This is a genomic window from Bradyrhizobium elkanii WSM2783 (genome assembly GCF_000472865.1).
GTDB lineage: Bacteria > Pseudomonadota > Alphaproteobacteria > Rhizobiales > Xanthobacteraceae > Bradyrhizobium > Bradyrhizobium elkanii_A.
The window spans coordinates 1-19,254 of sequence record NZ_AXAP01000038.1; the positions used below are offsets into that span (position 1 = coordinate 1).

At 62.3% G+C, this 19,254-nt stretch carries 20 protein-coding genes and 1 pseudogene; 8 read left to right on the forward strand and 13 right to left on the reverse strand.

The window, feature by feature from the left end; translation table 11 throughout:
* Together YY7_RS0128160 and YY7_RS0128165 are read left to right on the forward strand one after the other, a co-directional pair.
* Positions 1 to 779, forward strand: a 779-nt coding sequence (locus YY7_RS0128160) for a dTDP-glucose 4,6-dehydratase (protein WP_028166135.1), incomplete at its 5' end; no start/stop codon positions are given.
* 208 nt (positions 780 to 987) lie between these two features.
* The gene (locus tag YY7_RS0128165) at positions 988 to 2,307 is read left to right on the forward strand and encodes a UDP-glucose dehydrogenase family protein (protein ID WP_028166136.1); all 1,320 of its coding nucleotides are present in this window, start codon (positions 988 to 990) and stop codon (positions 2,305 to 2,307) included.
* 189 nt (positions 2,308 to 2,496) lie between these two features.
* On the opposite strand, the gene YY7_RS0128170 is transcribed toward YY7_RS0128165, so the two are convergent.
* The 5 genes from YY7_RS0128170 to YY7_RS62090 form a co-directional block, all read right to left on the reverse strand.
* Complete coding sequence (locus YY7_RS0128170; RefSeq protein WP_028166137.1) at positions 2,497 to 2,706, reverse strand: hypothetical protein; 210 nt, start codon at positions 2,704 to 2,706, stop codon at positions 2,497 to 2,499.
* A gap of 211 nt (positions 2,707 to 2,917) precedes the next feature.
* Positions 2,918 to 3,934, reverse strand: a complete 1,017-nt coding sequence (locus YY7_RS0128175) for an NAD-dependent epimerase (protein ID WP_028166138.1) — start codon at positions 3,932 to 3,934, stop codon at positions 2,918 to 2,920.
* Positions 3,935 to 4,065: 131 nt separating this feature from the next.
* A complete protein-coding gene (locus tag YY7_RS0128180; protein WP_028166139.1) occupies positions 4,066 to 4,482 on the reverse strand; it encodes a hypothetical protein in 417 nt (138 codons plus the stop codon).
* Between the two features lie 102 nt (positions 4,483 to 4,584).
* Entirely contained in the window at positions 4,585 to 4,740 is a 156-nt protein-coding gene (locus YY7_RS62085) for a hypothetical protein (protein ID WP_165435534.1), read from the reverse strand.
* A 197-nt stretch (positions 4,741 to 4,937) separates the two neighbouring features.
* Positions 4,938 to 5,093 (reverse strand): hypothetical protein, encoded by a 156-nt coding sequence (locus YY7_RS62090; protein ID WP_165435535.1) that lies wholly within the window; start codon positions 5,091 to 5,093, stop codon positions 4,938 to 4,940.
* 283 nt (positions 5,094 to 5,376) lie between these two features.
* On the opposite strand from YY7_RS62090, the gene YY7_RS0128195 reads away from it, so the two are divergent.
* Positions 5,377 to 6,336: a Ku protein gene (locus YY7_RS0128195; RefSeq protein ID WP_028166140.1), complete on the forward strand. Its 960-nt coding sequence runs from the start codon at positions 5,377 to 5,379 to the stop codon at positions 6,334 to 6,336.
* Positions 6,337 to 6,394: 58 nt separating this feature from the next.
* The gene (locus YY7_RS0128200) at positions 6,395 to 6,622 is read left to right on the forward strand and encodes a hypothetical protein (protein WP_028166141.1); all 228 of its coding nucleotides are present in this window, start codon (positions 6,395 to 6,397) and stop codon (positions 6,620 to 6,622) included.
* Between the two features lie 24 nt (positions 6,623 to 6,646).
* Here the strand turns inward: YY7_RS0128200 and YY7_RS58575 are convergent, their stop codons facing one another.
* Complete coding sequence (locus tag YY7_RS58575; protein ID WP_080663884.1) at positions 6,647 to 6,814, reverse strand: Flp family type IVb pilin; 168 nt, start codon at positions 6,812 to 6,814, stop codon at positions 6,647 to 6,649.
* Positions 6,815 to 7,029: 215 nt separating this feature from the next.
* On the opposite strand from YY7_RS58575, the gene YY7_RS0128210 reads away from it, so the two are divergent.
* Complete coding sequence (locus YY7_RS0128210; RefSeq protein ID WP_155255358.1) at positions 7,030 to 7,200, forward strand: hypothetical protein; 171 nt, start codon at positions 7,030 to 7,032, stop codon at positions 7,198 to 7,200.
* A gap of 135 nt (positions 7,201 to 7,335) precedes the next feature.
* Here the strand turns inward: YY7_RS0128210 and YY7_RS0128215 are convergent, their stop codons facing one another.
* On the reverse strand, positions 7,336 to 8,919 hold the full coding sequence (locus YY7_RS0128215; RefSeq protein WP_028166143.1) for a porin: 1,584 nt from the start codon (positions 8,917 to 8,919) through the stop codon (positions 7,336 to 7,338).
* Positions 8,874 to 9,131: a hypothetical protein gene (locus YY7_RS62095; RefSeq protein WP_196237348.1), complete on the reverse strand. Its 258-nt coding sequence runs from the start codon at positions 9,129 to 9,131 to the stop codon at positions 8,874 to 8,876. Before YY7_RS62095 ends, YY7_RS0128215 begins: the two co-directional genes overlap by 46 nt.
* Before the next feature lie 138 nt (positions 9,132 to 9,269).
* Between YY7_RS62095 and YY7_RS0128220 the strand changes: the two are divergent.
* A pseudogene (locus YY7_RS0128220) lies at positions 9,270 to 10,913 on the forward strand (thiamine pyrophosphate-requiring protein); the annotation flags it as partial.
* 237 nt (positions 10,914 to 11,150) lie between these two features.
* Complete coding sequence (locus tag YY7_RS0128225; RefSeq protein ID WP_028166145.1) at positions 11,151 to 12,068, forward strand: PaaI family thioesterase; 918 nt, start codon at positions 11,151 to 11,153, stop codon at positions 12,066 to 12,068.
* An 8-nt stretch (positions 12,069 to 12,076) separates the two neighbouring features.
* Here YY7_RS0128225 and YY7_RS0128230 read toward each other — a convergent pair whose 3' ends face one another.
* Genes YY7_RS0128230 through YY7_RS53125 form a run of 3 tightly spaced genes read right to left on the reverse strand, consistent with a single transcriptional unit; the run spans position 12,077 to position 15,278 of the window.
* On the reverse strand, positions 12,077 to 12,982 hold the full coding sequence (locus YY7_RS0128230; RefSeq protein WP_028166146.1) for an efflux RND transporter periplasmic adaptor subunit: 906 nt from the start codon (positions 12,980 to 12,982) through the stop codon (positions 12,077 to 12,079).
* Positions 12,983 to 13,002: 20 nt separating this feature from the next.
* Positions 13,003 to 13,200: a DUF1656 domain-containing protein gene (locus YY7_RS0128235; RefSeq protein ID WP_028166147.1), complete on the reverse strand. Its 198-nt coding sequence runs from the start codon at positions 13,198 to 13,200 to the stop codon at positions 13,003 to 13,005.
* The gene (locus YY7_RS53125; RefSeq protein ID WP_080663885.1) at positions 13,197 to 15,278 is read right to left on the reverse strand and encodes an FUSC family protein; all 2,082 of its coding nucleotides are present in this window, start codon (positions 15,276 to 15,278) and stop codon (positions 13,197 to 13,199) included. The genes YY7_RS0128235 and YY7_RS53125 overlap by 4 nt, the downstream gene beginning before the upstream one ends.
* On the opposite strand from YY7_RS53125, the gene YY7_RS62100 reads away from it, so the two are divergent.
* On the forward strand, positions 15,265 to 15,438 hold the full coding sequence (locus YY7_RS62100) for a hypothetical protein (protein ID WP_196237349.1): 174 nt from the start codon (positions 15,265 to 15,267) through the stop codon (positions 15,436 to 15,438). The genes YY7_RS53125 and YY7_RS62100 overlap by 14 nt on opposite strands.
* Before the next feature lie 752 nt (positions 15,439 to 16,190).
* On the opposite strand, the gene YY7_RS64805 is transcribed toward YY7_RS62100, so the two are convergent.
* Positions 16,191 to 16,811 carry a hypothetical protein gene (locus tag YY7_RS64805; RefSeq protein ID WP_349642688.1) on the reverse strand — a complete coding sequence of 207 codons (621 nt, stop codon included), beginning with the start codon at positions 16,809 to 16,811 and terminating at the stop codon, positions 16,191 to 16,193.
* An 805-nt stretch (positions 16,812 to 17,616) separates the two neighbouring features.
* Complete coding sequence (locus YY7_RS0128260; protein WP_028166149.1) at positions 17,617 to 19,197, reverse strand: MDR family MFS transporter; 1,581 nt, start codon at positions 19,195 to 19,197, stop codon at positions 17,617 to 17,619.
* Positions 19,198 to 19,254: the final 57 nt, after the last annotated feature.

Here is a 19,254-nt window from a genome sequence, read left to right on the forward strand (position 1 = left end):
ATGGCCCCGGCGAATTCATCCAGACCAACATCGTCGGCACCTTCACCATCCTGCAGGAAGCGCTGCGCCATTGGCGCACGCTCTCGCCCGAGAAGCGTGAGCAATTCCGCTTCCTCCACATCTCGACCGACGAGGTGTTCGGCTCGCTCGGCGACGANGGCTTCTTCACGGAAACCACGGCNTATTCGCCAAACTCGCCCTACTCCGCGAGCAAAGCCTCCTCCGACCATCTGGTGCGCGCCTGGCGCGAGACCTACGATTTGCCGACGCTGGTCACCAACTGCTCGAACAATTANGGCCCCTATCACTTCCCGGAAAAGCTGATTCCGCACATGATCATCAAGGGCCTGGCCGGCGAGCCCCTGCCCGTCTATGGCGACGGAAAGAACATCCGCGACTGGCTCTATGTCGAGGACCATGCGAAGGCACTGACGCTGGTGCTCGAGCGCGGCGCGGTCGGCGAGACCTACAATGTCGGCGGCCGCAACGAGCGCAGCAACCTGCATGTGGTCGAAACCATCTGCGACCTCCTCGACGAGATCTCAATGAGCGCACGGGGCCCGCGCCGAAACCTGATCACCTTCGTCGCCGACCGCCCCGGCCACGACCGCCGCTACGCCATCGACGCCTCCAAGCTGGAACGCGAATTGGGATGGAAAGCACTGGAAACATTCGAGAGCGGCATTGCGAAAACGACGCGTTGGTTTTGTGACAATCGTCTGTGGTGGCAGGCCATCCTCGATCGGGGCTACGAACGCGCCCGCATCGGGCTGGGATAGGCCCGAGATCATAATCCAATTAACGGAACACCGGTTTCCACTTTTCCGGATCATGCTCTAAGCCCCGCAAACGGGCTGGGGATTGCCTTTGACCGTCATTTGGTCATCATGGAAATGGTTCAGCTATGACCGTTCAGGTCACAGCGTGACACATCCACACGCGCCTCAACGTGGGCGATCCACTTAGGAAGAGCTTTCAGGATCCGATATGCGAATAACGATGGTGGGCACGGGTTACGTCGGCCTCGTCTCTGGCGCTTGCTTTGCTGACTTCGGGCATCAAGTCACCTGCGTTGACAAGAACGCGGAAAAGATCGCGGCGCTGAAGCGAGGCGAAATCCCGATCTTCGAGCCGGATCTGGATCGGCTGGTGGAAACCAACACGCGGTCCGGACGGCTGTCGTTCACGACTGACCTTGCCGATCCAGTCGCTCATTCCGACGCCGTTTTCATAGCGGTCGGAACCCCGTCGCGGCGGGGCGATGGTCACGCGGACCTCAGCTATGTCTACGCGGCGGCCCGCGAGATCGCGGCGAGCCTCAAGGACTTCACCGTGGTCATCACGAAATCGACGGTTCCGGTCGGAACCGGCGACGAGGTCGAGCGCCTCATTCACGAAGCCAATCCCGACGCCGACGTCGTGGTCGCCTCCAATCCCGAGTTCCTGCGCGAGGGCGCGGCGATCAGGGACTTCAAGCATCCCGACCGTATCGTCGCCGGCACGGACGACGAGCGGGCCAGAAAGGCCATCTCCGAGATCTACCGTCCGCTCTACCTCAATCAGGCGCCGCTGATGTTCACCGGCCGCCGCACCGCCGAGCTGATCAAATATGCCGCGAACGCCTTTCTTGCGACCAAGATCACCTTCATCAACGAAATCGCCGATCTTGCCGAGAAGGTCGGGGCCGATGTGCAGGAGGTCGCGCGCGGCATCGGCCTTGATAATCGCATCGGCACCAAGTTCCTCCACGCCGGCCCTGGTTTCGGCGGATCGTGCTTTCCAAAGGACACGCGCGCCCTGATCAAGACGGCACAGGATTATGAAGCGCCGATCCGCATCGTCGAAGCGGTGCTGGCGGTGAATGAAAACCGCAAGCGCGCGATGGCGCGCAAGGTCGTCTCGGTGCTTGGCGGGTCGCTGCGCGGCAAGACCGTCGCGCTGCTCGGCCTGACCTTCAAGCCCAACACCGACGACATGCGGGAGTCGCCATCGATCCCGCTGATCACGGCGTTGCAGGATCTCGGGGCGAAGATCAGGGCCTATGATCCGGAAGGCATCGAACAGGCACGCGCTGAACTATCCGACGTCACCTATTGCGACGGCCCGTACAGTTGCGCCGAGGGCGCCGACGCGCTGGTGATCGTGACCGAGTGGGAGCAATTCCGCGCACTCGATCTGGACGCCTTGAAGCAGAAGATGGCCAATCCGGCCATCATCGACCTCCGCAATGTCTATCGGCCGGGCGATGTCGTTGCTCACGGCTTCAAATACGAAAGCGTAGGCAGACCGACGCCATCGGCGACATAGAGCGTTATCGCAGCAGGTGGCCATCCTCACCGCTGTTTGAGAGAGGCTGTAGGGTGGGCAAAGCACAGCGTGCCCACCTTTCTTGCACCGACCGTGGATGGTGGGCACGGCGCAAGCGCGCCTTTGCCCACCCTACGCAACTGTGCTCCCTCTCCCGCAAGCGGAAGAGGTGAACACGTGGACGAGCCATCAATCCTGGATCAACGCGCCGGCGCGATCATGCGCCTTCGTTGGCGGTGATGCTTCAGCGACGGAAGACTTCTCCGAGGAACCGCGAATCCCATAGGGCGCGTACAGCAGATAATGCGCCCGACGTTTCCGCGAGCGCCAGTCGCGCGCTGCATATCCCAGCAGAAAGCCGACTGAGAAGGTGACAAGCAAAATCAACGCGGGAAACATGACATCAACCCAACATGCTTGCCGACAATATATCTCGTTCTGACAATATTTTCATGTGCCGGTTGTGACGACAGCATGATTGACGCGCTGAAACATTGTTCAGACGCCTGACTTCATGTGCAGACGGCTGCCTCGATATTGATCAGAGACGATGTTACGACGGCTGACGGTACGCCGTTATGACGGCGGCAATACAAACCGAAGCTATCCGTCACACGCGATGATAGTCGCGGAACCAGGCGACGAACTTCTCGACGCCATCCTCGATCCGGGTCTGCGGCCGAAAGCCGATCTCGCGCGCGAGGTCATCGACGTCAGCAAAGGTTGCGGGCACGTCGCCGGGCTGCATGGGCAGCAGTACCTTCTCGGCCTCGCACCCAAGCCCCTTCTCCAGCAGCGTCACCACGTGCATCAATTCTTCCGGCTTGTTGTTGCCGATATTGTAGATGCGCCACGGCGCCGTGCTCGAGCTCGGATTGGGCTCGTCGCCGGACCAGTCCGGATCGCCCTGCGGCACGTGATCGACCAGCCGTATCATCGCCTCGACGACGTCGTCGACATAGGTGAAATCGCGCCGCATGTTGCCGTTATTGAACAGGTTGATCGGCTTGCCCTCGCTGATCGCGCGCGCGAACAGATAGAGCGCCATGTCGGGCCGATACCAGGGGCCGTACACCGTGAAGAAGCGAAGCCCGGTCATCGGGATGCGGTAGAGGTGGCTGTAGGAATGGGCGAGCAGTTCGTTCGCCTTCTTGGTCGCGGCATAGAGGCTGATCGGATGATCGACATTGTCGCGCACGGAGAACGGTTGCTTGGTGTTGGCGCCGTAGACCGAGGAGGATGACGCGAACAGGAGATGCCGGCAGCCATTATGCCGACAGCCTTCCAGGATGTTGATGAAGCCCTCCAGGTTGGAGTCGGCATAGGCGTGAGGATTCTGCAGCGAATATCTGACGCCCGCCTGCGCCGCCAGATGGACCACCACCGGAAAGCGATACTGCTCGAACAGCGCCTTCATCCCGGCGCGGTCGGCGAGATCGAGCTGGTGGAAGGTGAAGTTCGGATGCTCCTTGATGAGATCGAGGCGGGCGAGCTTGAGCGCCGGATCGTAATAGTCGTTGAGATTATCAATGCCGATGACGCGCTGGCCGGCCGCCAGCAATCGTTGTGTCAGATGAAGGCCGATGAACCCCGCGCAACCCGTAACCAGCAAATCGTCTGCAGACACCGCTTTCTATCCTTCGCGTCATACTACCCAGCAGCACGATCATCGCCCGACAATGCGTCGCGGTGAAGGCTTCAGCGGAACCGATCGGCCAATTATCCTTGATCGGTGCGACCGGAGGTCGGGCGACTGCCCTAATTGTTCGCAGCCGTCTTGTAGTCCGGAAACCGGCTCAGCACGGCGGCCTTCATAAACTTGAAGTGCGAGATCGCCGCCGCGAGTTCCTGCAGCCGGCGCTGCCCGTTGGCGATCTCGGCGTCGAACAAGTCGTGGTGATAATTGTCGAGCGGCTCGCGCTCCAGATACTCGTCGGTGCCGTTGCCGAGCGTCACGGCGGCGCGCGCCAGGACATCGTCGACACGGCGGCTCAGGCCGCTCTGTTCGCTTTCCGCCGCCTGCAACGCATTGTCGATCGCGGCCACGATGGATCCCACCCGCAGCCGGTCGGTCTCGGCGTCGCGCTCGGGCGAACGCGCGCGAAAACCTTCATCGATCCCGAGCCGGGCCTTGATGAAGTTCTGCGCTCGGGATCGCAAGAAGAGCTGAAACATCTGCGTTCGTCCGGTCCGGGGCCCTGCGGAGCAACGCGCCAAAGTCGCCCCGTCTTAGTTAAGGAACCGTAAAGTTGCGGCGGTCACCCCCGCGGCGCGCGATCAAGAGAAACTCCACAGCATCAATTTCAGGAACAGCGAACCCAAAAGGTAGACCCAGCCTACCATGGCGAGCAGCGCCACCGCCAGGAACGCGCCGGAGAAACTGCGCTCCTTCACCCGCGTCAGGAACGAAACTTTTTCTGGTGGGGAGGGCATACCGGATCTGCGGTGGAAACCTTCAAATCCGACTTCTACGGTGCAAATTCGATAAACTGGTGACGCTCCTCTGGGCGCCACGTTCCAGAGACTTTGTGGGCAATACGTCTCGGTGGAAGTACCAGTCGCTCGGTTTCCGGGGTCTTCGGCCGATGCACCTGCATCAGCAGCCAATCGACCGAACCACCGGCCATCTCTCAGGTGTGGAAGAATACGAACCAGATCACGCCGAGGATCAGAACCGCAAGCCCGGTCGAAATCGACAACAGCGCGGCCACAGAAGGTCCTGGTTCGGCCTGACGCGCCTCGGTCGGGGTTTCAATAATCCGGCCATCTCGGTGTGTCGTTGCCATGCGCCACCTCATTCCATTCAGTTAGCAGTTAAGTGCCTGTAACTGCCGGCTAATGCCTGATGCCCCCTCCTGGACGCAACGCATGTTGGGAAGCGATGTTCCGGATATATTGGGGACCCTGACCGGCCAATGCGTCGCATCAGGCCGCGAGAAAATCCGCAAGAACCATGCGGGCCATCAGCGGTTAACCGTCATTGACGGGTTCACCGTTTGGCCATGTTTGAAACCCGGTTCCGCGGTGGTATCCTCTGCCTCCCGTCTGTTGCGTCTTCGGAGTATCCCCATGGCCCCCCGCGCCAACTGGAAGGGTTTTTTGCGGCTGTCGCTCGTGACCTGTCCGGTCGCGCTCTACCCGGCCACGTCAGACACCGAGAAGGTCTCCTTCAACCAGGTCAATCGCAAGACCGGGCACCGCATCAAATACGCCAAGGTCGATGCCGAGACCGGCGAGGAAGTCGCCGCCGAAGACATCATGAAGGGCTACAAGGTCGACACCGACACCTACATCGAGATCACCAAGGACGAGCTCGACGACATCGCCCTGGAATCGACCCGCACCATCGAGATCGATGAGTTCGTGCCGAAGACGGACATCGACAGCCGCTATCTGATCCGCCCCTATTACCTCGTCCCGGACGGCAAGGTCGGCCATGACGCGTTCGCGGTGATCCGCGAGACCATCCGCAGCCTGAACAAGGTCGCGATCGGCCGTGTGGTGCTGACCAACCGTGAGCATGTCATCGCACTCGAGCCGCTCGGCAAGGGCCTGATGGGAACGCTGCTGCGCTACCCCTACGAGGTCCGCGACGAGAAGGAATATTTCGACGACGTGCAGGACGTGAAGATCACCAAGGACATGCTCGATCTCGCCAAGCACATCGTCGAGCAGAAATCGGCCGACTTCGATCCCGAGGAGTTCGACGACCGCTATGAGACCGCGCTGATCGAGCTGATCAACCAGAAGCGCAACGGCCTGCCGGTGGCGAAGGCCGCGCCGAAATCGACCGGCAATGTCATCAATCTGATGGACGCGCTCAAGCGCAGCCTTGCCAATGAGCAGCAGGCACCCGCTCCCGCCAAGGCAAAAGGCAAGAAGCCGAAGAAGCGGGTCGAGGGCCAGCGCGAAATGCTGTTGCCGATCGCCGGAAGCGGTACCGGTGCCGGCAAGCGCGCCACCAAGGAAGAGCCGAAGAAGGCGGAAAAGCCCGTGCGCGCGCCGACCCGGGCCAAGAAGGCCGGATAGGCGAAAAGCAGCTGGCGGTCTCATGCAATGACAGCGACGCGGCAGGCGGCAAGCTGACATGCCGTGGTCGACGCCTTTCGAGCAGCCGATCGTCCTGCGCGGCGGCCGCAAGCTGGTGACGCTCCAGCACGCCGCCGACTACATCATGAAGCTGCCTGAGCCGGTACAGCAGCGCGAGTGCTGGCAAACCGCCGTCGAAAATCTGATTCATGCCGCCGAGAGCGGCGGCGGTTGGCTGATGTTTGCGCGGATTGCGATGCTGCGAGCGCTCAACGAAGACGGCTGACCGCCGCGCGCACGTGATTTCTGTTTACTGCGGAAAGTTGTCGCGGACCCGGACAAAGAGCGCCCTGACGTCTTGGCCAAGACTGGTGACCGCAGCGACGATCACGATGCTGATGCTGCAGGCTACCAGGCAATATTCGATCGCGGTTGCTCCGCGCTCGTCGCTGAAAAAACTTGAAATCAACTGGCGCATCAAAATCCCCGCCGACGCCTCGCGCGGGTTTCTCCCGACTTGCGTCTTGGCCGCAACCTAAAAGCCGACTGGTTGATGCCGCATTGACGGACAGGATGAACGATTGATTAAGGCCATGCGCGGATTGCGCCGGTATTCATACGGTACGGAAAATTTACCAGACCTTGCGCGCCATCCTCGCACAGTCGGCGTCGGTACTGCCGCGGAGGAAGCACATGCCGCAAGACACGCGAGAAACACGCAGGAATTATATCGGCATTCTCTACGAGGAGACCGACGAGCCGCGCATGGTGGCCGAACTGCGGAGCGGGAACGATCGCCAGGTGGGCCGATATCTTCAAAGGCTGGTGGCGGCGGTGTTCAATCGACGCATGGAAGCGAGATGATTTCCATCATCCGCATCGATCGTCAAAGCAAATCAGCGGGCCGCTACGACGGCTGACCCGTGGCGCGAAGCAATCCGGAGCAAGACGCCGGATTGCTTCGTCGCCGTTTCCCCGCAAAGCGCGAGGTGAAGGCGATCAGAAGTTGCGCTGTGCGCGAAGCTGCAGGAAGAACGTATCCTGGTCCTTGAACTCGTAAGTCGCAGCCGGCTTGGGGGCGGAAGCTCCAAGGACGGCCGTACCCTGGAATTTCTGGTCGAGGTGGAACCACTGGAATTCGGCCGAGAACGTCAGGTTCTTGACTGGAGTCCAGCGGGTGACCGCGCCGAGCTGCGAGACGTTGAAGTCGGGGTTGCAGACGTAATTCGCGCTGACCGCCTTCGCCGGCGTCGTGAAGTTGGCGCAAATGAACGCTTTCGCTGTGCCGTCATACCGCACCGCCGAATAGCTGCCGTAGAAGCTGGTCGACCAGTACGGATCCCAGTTGTGGTTCAACGCACCGCGGAAACCGAAGGACTCAGTCAGGTGCAGCGATCCGTCGCCGCCGGCCGCCACCGGCAGGTAGACACCGTCGGTCGTCGCGCCGAAGCCGATGCTCTGATACGCGCCGAAAGCGCCACTGCCACCGAACATCGCAAAGCTCGGCGAGGCCGACGACGTCGCGATCACATATTTGGTCGCGCCCTTGGCGTAGCTCGCGTCGAACTTGATGTCGTCGCCAGGGCCGGTCGGGACGTTCTTGATGTTCACGCCGACCATCGTCGCGAAGCCCCAGGAGTCGTCGGGATGCCCGGAAAGCTCGGATGCCGCGGTCGGCGCCGCGCCCGGAAGACCGACGCCGCCCGCCGGAGCGCCAGCCGTGTTGAGGGTGTTGTAGGACGCGCTCACTTCATGCGCCGCAGCCGAAACCTGGAACAGACCCCAGGCCTGGTCGACACGGACGTTGCCGACGACGTCGGGCGAACGGACACCCGCATAGGCGTTGCCGGAATTCAGCGTAGCGTTCAGCGGCAGCGCCAGATTGTAGACCGCCGTGCGATCCCAGACCACCGGATCGTCAAGCCCGATACTGGCCGACACGCCGTTGCCGAACTGCGCGGTGTACTGGATGTTGTTGACGCCGGTGTCGGTGTTCTGGCCGCCCATCAGGAAGGACGAGTTGTTGCCCGGGAAGCCCTGCCATGGCGTCGCGTAGGCGGAAGCAGACTTACCGAAGGTGAAACCGGCAAACTGAATGAAGATATACTCGACCGCGACATAGCCGCCGCCGGGCGTGTCGAGGAGCTGCGCGCCGGCAACCGGCAGCGAGCCGTTGACCGAGTTCGGATTGTTGGTGCTGCCGCCGAGCGTGGAGAACTGGAAGTCGGCCTGCATGAAGGTGCGGACCGTGCCGTATTCGGTGGAGGTGCGCGTGTCGAACGTCAGCGCCATGCGCGCGCGGGTCGCGAAGTCATCGCGATAGCGGTTGCCCTGACCGAGATCGCCGTTCCAGGCCGGCTGGCCCTGCGGACCGCCATTGAATGTCGTGTCGACGCGCAGATAGCCGCCGATCTTCATGCAGGTGTCAGTGCCCGGGACGTACCAGAAGCCGGCGCCGTATAGCGAGCAGACCTTCACATATTCAACGGCCTTCGCCTTGACTGGAAGATCGGCTGCTTGTGCGCCGCTTATGGCCATCAGGCCGGCGGCTGTGCCGAGAATGAGTGTTCGCGCCCGTAACATCTGATCAAATCTCCTGGTCCCTCAACATGCACACGCATGTTTGAGGCGTTACCTAATGCAAAAACTTCCGGCGCGAATAACAACGCGGTGAGGTCGATGCTGTCGGCGCCGCGCTGTGACGTTTCCGCCACGATTACGCTTCGAAGCTCATCGAATGATGGGTTGTTGTCGAACGCCGCGTCATCGACCGCGTGTATTTTCGCAGGTGCCATTCGTGCATCGCGCCCCTCCGCATCGCCAAACGCATAACTGCAGCCCCGAGGTGCGCGCGACGCATGCTTTACGGGCCCACGGAATCCTGATCCTCTGTTGCAAAGCGGTCGGATGAACCGGCCGCGACCCAAGGGAGAGACACGGCCATGAAGCTCGGCACGGCGATTGCGGAAATCATGAAGCGCGAGGGAATCGAGATTCTCTGCGGCTATCCCGTCAATCATCTGATTGAGCACGCCGCCAACGCCGACATCCGCCCTATCATGGTGCGGCAGGAGCGCATCGGTGTGCACATGGCGGACGCGATCTCCCGCGTCACGTCCGGCCGCAGCATCGGCGCGTTCTGCATGCAGCACGGCCCCGGCTCGGAGAATGCGATGGGCGGCGTGGCGCAATGCTTCGGCGAGTCCGTGCCGGTGCTGGTGCTGCCGATGGGCTATCCGCGCCGGCTGGCGAACGTCGAGCCGAACTTCAATTCCAGCCAGGCGATGAAGGCGTTCACGAAATCGTCAGAGCCGATCATTCTCGCCTCCGAGGTCTGCAACATCTTCCGCCGCGCCTTCACCAGATTGAAGAACGGTCGCGGCGGTCCGGTCATCGTCGAAATCCCCGCCGATATGTGGAACGAGGAGGTGCCGGAGCCCTTGAACTACACGCCGGTGCTGCGCACCCGCTACGGCGCCGATCCCGTGCACGTGAAGGAGGCCGCCGAGCTCCTGATCAACGCCAAGCGTCCCGTGATCTATGCCGGACAGGGCGTGCATTACGCCCGCGCGTGGCCGCAACTGAAGCGCCTTGCCGAACGGCTCGCCATTCCCGTCACGACGAGCCTCGGCGGCAAATCGTCATTTCCGGAGACGCATCCGCTCTCGCTCGGCTCGGGCGGGCTGGCGGTGCCGCGCGCGGTGCCGAAATTCCTCGCTGATGCCGACGTGATCTTCGGCATCGGCTGCTCGTTCACGGAAACAAACTTCGGCATCGCGATGCCGAAGGGCAAGACCATCATCCATTCGACGCTCGACCCCAATCACCTGAACAAGGATGTCGAGGCCAAGGTCGGCCTGGTCGGCGATGCGGCGCTGGTGCTCGATGCGCTGCTCGACGACATCGGCAAGACCGTCACGTCGGATCGCGATGCCAGCGCGGTCGCCGCCGAGATCGCCGCCATCAACAACGAGTGGCTCGCGAAGTGGATGCCGAAGCTCACCCATAATGAGGCGCCGCTCAATCCCTACCGCGTGCTGTGGGACCTGCAGCACACCGTCGATGTCAGCAACACCATCATCACCCATGATGCCGGCAGCCCGCGCGACCAGCTCTCGCCATTCTGGAAGTCGGTCGAGCCCCTCTCCTATCTCGGCTGGGGCAAGACCACGCAGCTCGGCTATGGGCTCGGGCTCGCGATGGGCGCAAAGCTGGCGATGCCGGACAAGCTCTGTATCAACGTCTGGGGCGATGCGGCCATCGGCTTCACCGGCATGGATTTCGAGACCGCGGTGCGCGAGCGCATCCCGATCATGTCGATCCTGCTCAACAATTTCTCGATGGCGATCGAATTGAAGGTGATGCCGATCTCGACCGAGAAATACCGCTCGACCGACATTTCCGGCGACTATGCCGCCATGGCGCGCGCCTTCGGCGGCTATGGCGAGCGCGTGACCAGGCCTGAGGACATCGTGCCGGCGATCAAGCGCGGCATCCAGAAGACCAAGGAAGGCGTGCCGGTTCTGCTCGAATTCATCACCAGCAAGGAGACCGAGGTGTCGAGGCCGGGAACCTGACCCTTCTCCCCTTGTGGGAGAAGGTGGCGCGCATGCAATGCGCGACGGATGAAGGGTTGTCTCCACGGGCACGGGTGCTCGCGGAGAGAACCCCTCACCCAAGCGAGTTCGTTGCCGGCAGCGGAGCTCCCTCTCCCACAAGGGGAGAGGGCGCGGCAACACCCGCCGAGGACACCTGATCGCAAGCCGACCGCGAAAATTTTTGCCCCCTTCGCCGCGGTGGTTTAAGACGTCGGCATGTCCGAGACATCGACGTTCAACACGCCACTACCGTTCGCCGAGCTGGCCGAAGCCATCAAACGGCGCCGCTCCACTTATGGACAGATCAGCGGCCTGCAGCTCGATCGCGCCGCGCCCGGTGAAGCCTGGTCACGCCTGTCCTATCGGCCGGTCTTCGTCGGCGACACGCAGACGGGTGTTCTGCATGGCGGCGTGGTCACGGCCATGCTCGACGAGACCTGCGGCATGGCCGTGCAGCTCGCGCTGGACGGCACGCGCGCGATCGCCACGCTCGACCTGCGCATCGATTACCAGAAGCCCGCGACACCTGGGCTCGATATCAATGCACATTCGATCTGCTATCGCGTCACCCGCTCCATCGCCTTTGTGCGCGCGACCGCCTACCAGGATGCCGAAGACGATCCGGTCGCCACCGCGACCGCCTGCTTCATGGTCGGCGCCAACCGCACCAACATGCTGTTCGACAAGGCGCGCCATGATGGCGAGCTGCCCGTGCTCGAAGCACCTGACGATCCCACCGGCCCCTTCGCAAACAGCCCGTTCGCGCGCTGTCTCGGCATCCGCCTCAGTGAGGATGGCACGCTGGCGATGCCTTTCTCGCCGAAGATCATCGGCAATCCACTCTTGCCCGCCATTCATGGCGGCATGACCGGCGCATTCCTCGAGACCGCCGCGGTCGTGGGCGTGGCGCGCGAGCTCGGAGTTTCGGCACCGCCGAAGCCGATTGGCCTGACCATCAACTATCTCCGCTCCGGCCGCGCACTCGACAGCCACGCCAAGGTTTCCATCGTCAAGCAGGGCCGGCGCGTCGTCGCTTTCGAGGCGCAGGCCTGGCAGGATGACCCGACCAAGCCGATCGCCTCGGCGTTTGGTCATTTCATGCTGCGGCGATCACCTGGCCTGGATGAGGAATAGCCCCCCAACTATTTGCTCGAAACCGAAACCTCGGCATCGGGTTGAGGGCCCGGCGCCGTGACCTGCAGCGTCGCGGTCATTCCGGCACTCAACGTGATGCCTTCCGGCACGTAATCGATCGCGATGCGAACGGGAATCCGCTGGGCCAGGCGGACCCAACTGAAGGTCGGGTTGACGTTGGCGATCAGATCCGTGCCGATGACGTTTTCCCGATCCGTGATGGCACGGGCGACGCTTTCGACATGACCCTTCAGTGGCGCGTCGTACCCGAGCAATCGGATCGAAACGGCGTCTCCCAGGTTGATGAAGCGCAGCTTCGTTTCTTCGAAATAGCCCGCGATGTAGAAGGAATCCTGGTCCACGACGGCAAGGACCGGTTTTCCGGCCGTGACATAGTCGCCGCGGTTGAGAAGCAGATTGGTGACATGGCCGTTAACGGGCGACCGCACGTTGGTTCGTGCGAGGTTGAGCTTGGCGACGCCGACCTGCGCCACCGCCTGATCGTAAGCGGCGCGGGCCTCCAGCGTGGCGCTTCGAGCCTGATTGAGCGCTTCGACGGAGATCGCGGCGGCACTGAGCTTCTCGCGGCGATCTTGTTCCTCCTGCCGCTCGTCAAGCGTCGCCTTGGCTCCCGCGGCTGTGGCCTCCGCCTCCTCGAGCGCGAGCTGATAGCGCGCCGGGTCGACGACGAAAAGAATGTCTCCGATCTTGACCTGCTGGTTGTCCTTGACGCGCAGGTCGATGACGGCACCCGCGACATCGGGAGCGACGTTGACGACGTTCGCCCGCACCCGACCATCACGCGTCCACGGCGTGTCCTCGTACAGCCGCCACAACCACCATCCTGCAACGATCGCCGCCGCGACGGCCGCGATCGTAACCGCATGTTGTGCGAAACGCCCGAGACTCGGCATGCCAACAGCTCACCAATGGCTCACATGCTCACGCCGACGACCAAGGTGAGCAGAATGAGGTAGAGCGCCGTATTGAACAGCGCCGGATGCCAGACGACACGATAGAGGCCAATCCGGTCAAATACGAGCCGCATCAGCACCCAGATGACCGCGGCCACTCCCATATAGGCAAGGAACGGAGAGAGATAGACGCCACCCAGGTTGATCTCCTTGATCATGCGGTTGCCGCCTCGCCTACTGACCGCGATGCAAGGCGCCGATCGCCAAGGAAGAAGCGCTCATGCTGCTCGATGGTGGTCTGGATCCCATAGAGCGCATCAGCAACGACCAACAGGTCGCCCTCGGCCGAGAGCGCACGATGACGCGCCTGTTCGAGCAGCGGTGCGGGAGACGCCGAGGCATGTCCGGACAGGGTTGCCCGAAACGCGGCGGACAGGTCGCTCAACGCGCCCTCGATCGAGCGCGCCACATCGCCCGGCACGCGCGGCAGTTCCCGTCGCAGAACAAGGATGTTCAGCCCGAGGCGAAGCGCGGCAAAGCCGCTCTGCACCGATTGGCCATAGCGCGGCGATTCAGGGTTGAGCTGCGCCAACAGCGCATTGATGCGATCGAACGTCCGGCTCTCATACGCAGCACGCGTCTGCGGCGTTGCAGCTGTGGCAACGCGGGCCAGATCGCGCAACAAGCCGTGGATCAGACGGGTGGCCGCCACTTCTCGACCGAACGGACGGAACAACGCCAGCGAGACCGCGCCGAAGCCGATGCCGACCAAATAGCCTAGCGCGTTGTTGGCGAACGCCTCGAAGTCATAGGTCATCTGGTTGGAAATGCCGATCAGGCCGCCCGCGCCGAAGATCACGGGCATCACCATCGGCACGGCCTGAGGTATCGTGAGCAGCAACCCACAGACAAGGTAGAACGGCGCAAGCGCGACCACCAGCGCGGCAAACGTATTGAGCGTCGGCAACAGCAAAAACAGGTAGGCCGCGGCGATGACGGCGCCGACAACCGTCATCCGAAAAAACATCGCCGCGCCCGCGGCCGGGTTGTCACGCGCACCCATGATCGCGCACATGATGCCGGCGAAGGTGACGGCGGTCGCACCATTGGGCCATGCCGAATAGATCCAGAACAGACTGGACAAGACGATCGTCAACGCAGCGACAACGCCGCCGGTCAACGCGAGCGCTGGCTCGCGATAGGGCTGAAAGGACGGCGCGGCTTCGCGCTCCGGGGGCAGCACTCCCAAGCCGATATGAGTCCGGATCCAGACCGCATCGCGCCAGATATCGATGATGTCCTGCAACCGCAGCAAGATGCTGCGCACCAGGAAGGCGTTCGGTGTGCTTTCAAGCTCCTGCCGCGACGGCTGTGCGGCGTCGATCTCGGCCTGGATTCTCGCCCCATGACTTGCTTCCCGCCGCGATTCATCCGGCGTCGCCGATCCGGTCCAGGCGGCGATATGCGCCGTCGTCGCCTGCAGAAGCGGGCGCAGCCGCTCGACTCGCTGCGGGTCGCGTTGCCGCAGCAGCAACATCCGGTCATGAACCGAGACGAGATGCGCCAGCAGCGATAGCAGCTTCGCTTCGAACAGGCGGACCAGACTGTCCATCGCCCTGACCGCCGGCGTATCCAGATTGGCGAACACGCGTAATTGCTCCAGACCTACGACGGCAGCGACCATGCGGCGCCGGTCCATCTGAATTTCGGCCTCGACCGGTTCAGCCGACAGCCTGTCTCCCGCCCAGCGCGCCATCGTCGACAGCGTCGATGACAGCGCATCAACCAGTGCGGCGCCTGCTCGTTGCGGAAACACGAGGTGGTGGACCAGCGTCGCGCAGGCGATTCCGAGGATGATTTCCAGGCAACGCGCCACGGCAAAGTCAAAGGCGGTCTCCGGAGCGAGCGCTGCCGGCAGGCCGATGATGGCGGCCGAATAGCCGGAGAGCATGCCGACATAGGCCTGCGGTGCGTCGCGCAGATAAATGGAAACGGCTGTGCCCGCACCGATCCAGAGCGCGAGCGCAAGGCAAAATAGCTCTGGCGCATTGGAGAAGAGCGCGACCAGGACCAGCGATACGACCGCACCGATCACCGTCCCGAGCACCCTGTAGAGCGATTTGGCGAGCACCATTCCCGCGAGCGGCTGGGATACAACGTAGACCGTGGTGACGCTCCAGCTCGGTTGCGACAAGTCCAATTGAAATGCGATGTACAGCGCCAGCACGGCAGCGGCGAAGGACTTGAGCGAGAACAGCCAGTCCCGCCAGGAAAATCCGCGGATGATCGCGATCATGCTCCCCACCCGTGAGGCGGCCTTCGACACGGCCGTGCGACCTCGCATTCTCAAAGCAGATCAGGCGGCCAAGTTCCCGCTGTTCGCGGTGATCGTGACGCATTCAGCGCCCGGGTGCTCGCATGCCCGACCGCTCCAATCAGTTTGGCAATGCATCTGACCCCGCCGCGAGCCCCCAAAGGCCAATGCGCGTCCATGTCAAATTGCCTAGAGATTTCAACGTGGCTCGCGGTCACATATTCGCGGCCCGCCTCAGCGGCCAATTGAACAGGCCCGAGGCCGCGCGGCGCATGTGGCGGGCATTGGCGACCGACGCCTTGCTGCCGGGATACGGCCAGCGACGATATCATCCGAGAGTGTGGCGATATCGCGCTTGGTGGTGACCGTGCTCGCGCCCATCTTGCCGAGGCGCGGGCTGATAAACCGCCGCAGATGGCATCGCGGCCGAGCTGCGGCGCATCATTGGCGAGCCTGCAATGAAGGCCGTTGATCACGACGAGCTGCGGCTCGCGGCTTGATCAGCGGAAATGGGCGGTGACCGCCCATTTTAGCAGCGCCCGGTCAGTACATCCGCTGGCCGGGCTTTTCTTTTGAAACACGCTGAAACGCGCCTTCTGCCCGCTGGTGCGTTAACGCAACAGGGAGACAGCTCTCCCGTCAGGTTTTTCCGTCAACGACTTCGGTTAGCACGGACCTGTTTGGTTGTATCTCGCCATCCAACCATTCTTGCTCCTTGGCTAACGCCAGTCCATGCGTTTAAAGCGCTTATACGCCGCTTTATCTTTCGCCCGCTCCGCCATCTCGGCGCAGTTCTGCACGTTATCCCTAAATATATCGGACTGCTGCTTCGGTTTCATTATCGCACCTATCAACAGACGAAAAAAAATGGCCCCGGCTAGGGGCCATTTTCCGTTAGTCGTCCCAGTAGTGGTGACGCCTGATGATTACGTCACGGTCGCCATAGCGATGATACCATCCGCGATGCCAGCCACGGTCATACCCATAGAACCCAGCACGGGGTCCGTAATAATCATGGTCGCGATAGTAGTCTCGGTCGCTGCCGATCCGAACACTGAAACCCTGAGCGCTTGCGACTGTAGGGGCCGCAACAGCGATGGTTGCTAACGCGGCGAGAACGTAAGAAAGCTTTCTCATGGTTCGTCTCCTCTCGTTAGTTACAACTGACAAGAAAACGAACGGCTGGCCGTGGAGTTTCGGGAACTGTGTCGGAACTTTTTTGAATGGATGTTCAGCAACATTGCGCAACCAGCCGCCAACTGCGGCCTTACTCGTTTGCAGGACGTCCCGATAATTCAATCGGAGCGCGCCCCGACGTGCTGCGGCGGCACCCTCAGGATTTCGAGCGGCGGAGATGGTTGCGGCGGCCCCGGCGCCGGCCATGATTTCGTTCTGCCACCCGATGATATCGCTCTCGAACCAGACGCGCCGGTTCGGAGAGATGTAGGTCGATCTCGGAAGCCGGCCTGCATTTTCCATTCGGATCACGTCGGCAGGTTCATCGGAGCGCGGCATGGCCGGAGTCTCTAGAACGGTACATAAATTTAGAGCGATTTGAAAAACTGCAAATACGCTCGCAGGGCGCGGTCGCGCGGACCCCGCGGCTTCGGCACCCTCCAAAGGACCCTGACGACCGATTGCGGACCTGCTAACTGAAGCGTATGGCGCGCGCCCACTTCCGCAAGGCGTAGGCCGTCACTGCCTGCGCACTTACGTCGAGCACCGAGCACGTCTTCAGAGATGCTCTACTTGCATTGCAGGTCAGCCGCAGCATCCATTCTTCGAGGGGTCGTTGTAGCTTGGAGTGTCATGGTAGTGCATCAATGGCTGAGGCCCTGCGTAGGCCCGCGCTGGAAGGCTGATGTGCTGCGGCGCTGTGCGGACGTGGCGATGCTCCGTGGCGAAGGCCATCGGGGTTGTCGCTAACACCGACAGAAAAGTTGCCGCTGCGAAAACTGAAAGACGAGACATTTGGACACTCCTTTGTTTGCGTTGAGCAACGATTGCGGAGTGAACTGAAGTGGAACTTAAGGGCTTGAGTTCAGCCCCTGAATGCCAGACAGTCCTTATTACCGTCTGGCATCCGTTTTTATTCCCGCTGCTTGCGAGTTTGGGGGCCAAGAAGGTCCCGGACGAACTACTTCTTCTATCGCCATCAAGCGCCTTGGCGTTTTCATACAGCCAAGACCGTAAGCGGCAGGTTTTGTAATCCCATAGACATTCGTAGCAAGGACGCGCGCACGGTGCGTCCTTGGGCTTTCAGGACGGAATACGTCGTCCACGAAAGCACGGGCGGGCCGCGACGTAAGGCCCGATCCGCCTACTCCGCCACTTCCACCTGGCGCGTGGTCGGGCCTGCGAGCGGCCGCTCTTCCATGATGGTGATGCACAGCGCAGCCGTTGCGAGCAGCACGGCGGCGGCGCCGAAGACGAAGCGGAAGGCGTTGGTCATGTCGGCGACCGGGATCGAACTCACCTCGCCATGATGTTCGCCGGCAAGCGAGATGTCGGCTCCGAGCGCCATCAGCAGGATCGCGGCGAACGCCGCCACCGCGAACGAGGCCATCAGCGCGCGGAAGAAATTCATCGCACCGGTCACGGTGCCGACCTGCGAGCGCGCCACCGCATTCTGCAGCGAGACCACGCTGACCGGAAACGTCGTGCCGAGGCCGAGCGCGAACACCGACATCAGCGTGAGCAGCCCCCACAGCGGCAGCGTGGTCATCGACATCGCCACGCCGCAGAGGGCGGCGACCGAGGTGCCGACGATCGCGACGCGCTTGTAATGCTTGGCACGCGCCATGGTCCGGCCGGCAATCGCCGCGCCGCAGGTCGAGACCGCGGCAAGCGGGATCAGCGCCAGCCCGGCCTCGCTGGCGCTGAGGTGATAGACCACCTCATAGTAGAGCGGCAGGTGCACCGTCAGCCCGACGATCGCGCCAAGCGCGCAACTGCCCGCGACGATCGCGAAAGGAACGACTGTTCCGCTCAGGAGCGACAGCGGCAGGAACGGCTCGTCCGCCCTGCCCGCGTGCCACACGAAGGTGGCGGCGAGCGCAAACGACGCGCCGATCATCGCCATGATCACCGGCGACAGCCAGGCAAAATGGTTGCCGCCCCAGGTCAACACCAGCATGAACACGACCGCGGAGGCCATCAACAGGATGCCGCCAAGCCAGTCGACCTTGCGCCTGCGGTGGAACACCGGGATCTTGCCCATCTTCGGCAACAGCAGCGCCAGTGCAGCAAACGACAGCGGCAGGTTGATCCAGAAGATCATCGACCAGTGCAGATGCTCGGCGAACACGCCGCCGATCACCGGCCCCGCGATGCCGCCGGCCATCCAGACGCTGCTGAAATAGGCCTGGTACTGGCCGCGCTCGCGCGGGCTGACCACGTCGGAGATCACGGTCTGCACGACCGGCATGATGCCGCCGCCGCCGAGTCCCTGCAGCCCGCGCGCCAGGATCAATATCGGCATGTTGGGTGCGACCGCACACAGGATCGAACCGACGACGAACAGGCTGAGCGAGGTGATGATCATGGCGCGGCGGCCATAGATGTCACTCAGCGTGCCGAATACCGGCGCCACCGCGGTCGACGCCAAGAGGTAGGCCGTGATTACCCAGGACAGGTTGGAGACGTCGCCGAACTGGCGGCCGATGGTCGGCAGCGCCGTCGCGACGATGGTCTGGTCGAGCGCCGCCAGGAACATCGTCAGCATCAGGCTGATCACGATGGTGCGGACTTCGTCCGGGGCAAGCGGAGCCGGCGGCGCCAAGGGTGGCGCGTCGGCGAGGTCGATCACCTCGGTCGGCAGGCGGGACAGCTCTTCGGCTACGTCTGCAGGCAATGTCTGTCGGCCGGCAGGTTCACGGCTCTGCCGTTCGAACTTGTTCATCTCGGGCGCAATTTCTCGCTGCAGCGCAACGCCGCAATGGAATCGTTCTATGAATTT